Annotated in this window: 3 protein-coding genes; all 3 read right to left on the minus strand. The window is 59.0% G+C overall.

Annotation, left to right across the window (positions count from 1 at the left end; translation table 11 throughout):
* Window positions 1-66: 66 nt before the first annotated feature.
* Window positions 67-1,203 carry an RNA polymerase sigma factor RpoD gene (gene rpoD, locus NUW23_15080; protein MCR4427482.1) on the minus strand — a complete coding sequence of 379 codons (1,137 nt, stop codon included), beginning with the start codon at window positions 1,201-1,203 and terminating at the stop codon, window positions 67-69.
* Window positions 1,204-1,222: 19 nt separating this feature from the next.
* On the minus strand, window positions 1,223-3,049 hold the full coding sequence (dnaG, locus tag NUW23_15085; protein MCR4427483.1) for a DNA primase: 1,827 nt from the start codon (window positions 3,047-3,049) through the stop codon (window positions 1,223-1,225).
* A gap of 273 nt (window positions 3,050-3,322) precedes the next feature.
* Window positions 3,323-3,411 (minus strand): hypothetical protein (locus NUW23_15090; GenBank protein MCR4427484.1); only part of this gene is annotated, 89 nt, incomplete at its 5' end.

Below are 3,411 nucleotides of genomic sequence, written 5' to 3' on the forward strand. Positions count from 1 at the left end.
CACTTAAACTTTACTCAGTCTTTCACCCGGGACATAGACTGATGACACGATAGATCCAGCAGATCCTCACTCAAGAAAGTCCTTGAGCTTCTTCGAGCGGCTGGGATGCCTGAGCTTTCTCAAGGCCTTCGCTTCTATCTGCCGTATTCTCTCCCGCGTCACTCCGAATTCCTGGCCGACCTCCTCCAAAGTGCGTGCCCGGCCATCGTCTATGCCGAACCTCAGACGTAAGACCTTCTCCTCCCTGGGCGCCAAGGTGTACAGAACCTCCTGCAACTGCTCGCGGAGAAGGCGGAATGACGCAGCGTCTGGGGGAGCCAGAGCATCCTCATCCTCGATGAAGTCGCCCAGATGCGAATCTTCCTCTTCACCTATAGGGGTCTCCAGAGACACAGGCTCTTGGGCGACCTTCTGGATCTCTCTGACTCGGTCCACAGTCAGGTTCATCTCTTTAGCGATTTCCTCCGGCGTGGGCTCCCTACCAAGCTCCTGGAGCAATTGCCGCGAGACTCGTATCAGCTTGTTGATGGTCTCGACCATATGCACGGGTATCCTAATCGTCCTGGCTTGATCGGCGATAGCCCGGGTGATGGCCTGCCTGATCCACCATGTGGCATAGGTGCTGAACTTGTAGCCCTTGCGGTAGTCGAATTTCTCCACTGCCTTGAGCAGGCCGAGGTTCCCTTCCTGGATCAAGTCGAGAAACAGCATCCCCCTGCCTACGTATCTCTTGGCTATGCTCACCACCAGACGCAGGTTGGCCTCGGTGAGGCGTCGCTTTGCACTCTCATCTCCTGCCTCGATCCTCCGGGCCAAGTGAACCTCTTCCTCGGCAGTGAGAAGGGGGACCCGTCCAATCTCCTTCAGGTACATCCTGACTGGATCGTCGATTGCGACACCCTCAGGAATCGTCAGGTCGATCTCGACGTCCTCCTCGTGCTCAACCACCTCATCCGCGGGCTCGATACCGTCGACGGCTTCGGCCTCAGTGGTATCAGGAACAATCTCGACGCCGTACTCACCTAGCGCCTCGTACATGTCGTCTATCTGCTCGGCAGTGAGGTCGACATTCTGCAGTGCGTCCATTATCTCACGGTATGTGAGAACGCCTCGCTTCCTGCCTTTAGCTACGAGGTCCAGAAGTTCGGGCGCCGTTATTTCCTTGGGCATAGTCTCCTCACCTTCCGAAACAGCCAGGTCCATCTGATGCCACCTGGGCCCGCTAGTAAAGCTGGACATTTCGGCCCAAGCTCTCGCGGAGTGTCTTTAGTTCAACCTGGAGCGCGCGAACTCTGTTTACGTCGCCCCTCGCATCTGCGCTCCTGATTTCGTCATCGACCTGGCCAAGCCGGTGCCTGATGGAAAACCTCCGCCACACCTCGATGGCCGACGCCAGTACCTCTTGCGAGACCTCATCCATGTCCGCCTCCAGCAGGATGGAGGCCACATCATCTCTCAGGTTCTCCGGCGCACGGTCGATAAGCTCTCTAGCTAGGACTGGGAACTCCCCAGTGCCGGCCTCCAGGATCAGTCCGAAGACCGACGCGTGGTTTCGAGCCCTGAACCCCTCCCGGCCAACCACTGACGCTATTTCGTCGAGGTTCCGTCGGGAAAGGGCTGCGAGCCTGAGCAGAGTCCTCTCTGCCTCAACATATGCCTGACTTCCGAATACTGAATCACCCTCAGCATCTGCGAGATGGGCCTCTTCCGGACTCGACTGCCCAGGCTTCCGAGGCCTGAGCCTGGCGACCCGGGCTTTCCTCACCTCTGAGGCCAGGGCTGAAGCCTCAACCGACAGCCTGTCGGAAAGCTCCCGTATATACTCCGATCGCTCCACATCATCTGCGATCCTTGCCAGGATCGGGATGAGTCCACGCGCGGCCGCTACTCTGCCTTCAACCGTCCCGGTCTTGTTCTGGTTCAACACCGACTCGACCTGAAACCTCACGTGGGGAACGGCTGCTTCAAGCACGGCCCGGAGTGCATCAGGGCCCTTCTGCCTGACGAGGCTGTCGGGGTCATGACCTTCTGGCAGGACCGCGACTTGGACTTCGAGCCCAGTGGAGGCCATGGTCTCGATCCCCCGGGCGGTTGCGGCAGAACCCGCCGAATCTGCATCGTAGCACAGCGTCACTCGGTTCGTGAACCGGCTGATCAGCCTGCCCTGCTCCCGGGTAAGGGCCGTCCCAAGGGAGGCGACCACGTTTGTCTCCCCGGCCTGATGTGCGGATACCACATCCATGTACCCCTCGACCACGCACGCGACGCCACGGGAACGGATGGACTCCGCAGCGAGGTTGATGCCGTACAGGCTTAGCCTCTTACTGAATACCGGAGATTCTGGGCTGTTGAGGTATTTGGGGGTACCTTCACCAAGTGCGCGGCCACCGAACCCCACAACGCGACCTTGGACATCCAAAATGGGGAACATTATCCGATCTCTGAACCGATCGTATAGCCTGCGCCCTTGTGACCCTCTCAGTGCCAACCCTGACTCAACCAGAACCGCTTCCTCTATCCCCCGCCGGCTTAGCGCGGCCACCAACGAGTCCCATGAGGCCGGTGCATATCCGAGCATGAACGCTTTGCAGGAGTCCGGACTGACGCCTCGCCGCTCGAGGTATGCGCGGGCACGTTCACCCGCGCGGGACTTCTGAAGCACCTGCCTGTAGTATGCCTTGGCGAGACGGTTTGCCTCGTACAGTTGCTCCCTGCGCTCCCTGGCGCGCCGCTCCTCGTCTGATTCCCCATAACGCGATGGGTCGATCCCGGCACGTTCTCCCAAACGGCGCACAGCCTCGGAGAAGGTCAGCCCCTCAAGCTTCATGACGAAGCTGAAGACATTGCCGCCCGCGTGGCATCCGAAGCAATAATATAGCTGGCGGTCCGGGGACACGGTGAAAGAGGGCGTCCGCTCGGTGTGAAATGGGCACAGTCCAACATACCTATTGCCAGCCTTCTTGAGCCTGACGTACTCCGACACCAAGGATACGATGTCGATTGACTCTCGAATCCGGTCGATCAACTCATTCTGGTATGTGGCCGCCATCGCTCACCAGCCCCTGCGGGGGTAATGTTCGTCGGGCCGGAGCGTTCTCCTGCTCCCGGAGGGTTTCCTCCCGCAAACAAAACCCCGCTTCCGCATTCTAGTCTCGCGAAAGCGAGGAATGTCAGGATCACTGTAGGTCTGGGCCACATTTACTCGAATATTCGACCCTCCATCGAGATTCCCTTCTCCGGCGCCGAATCTTCCCCGCTTCCACACAAAGTGTTGGCAGTATCCTTAATATTCCGCACGATGTGGCGGTTATGCAGGCGAGGCTCAGTATACGGCCCATGGAGCGGGCACGAACCGGCGAGTCCACTGTTTCACCGCGTACCGGTCGGTCATCCCGGCGATATAGTCCACAA

Source organism: Bacillota bacterium (assembly GCA_024655925.1).
Classification (GTDB): Bacteria; Bacillota; DTU025; order DTU025; family JANLFS01; genus JANLFS01.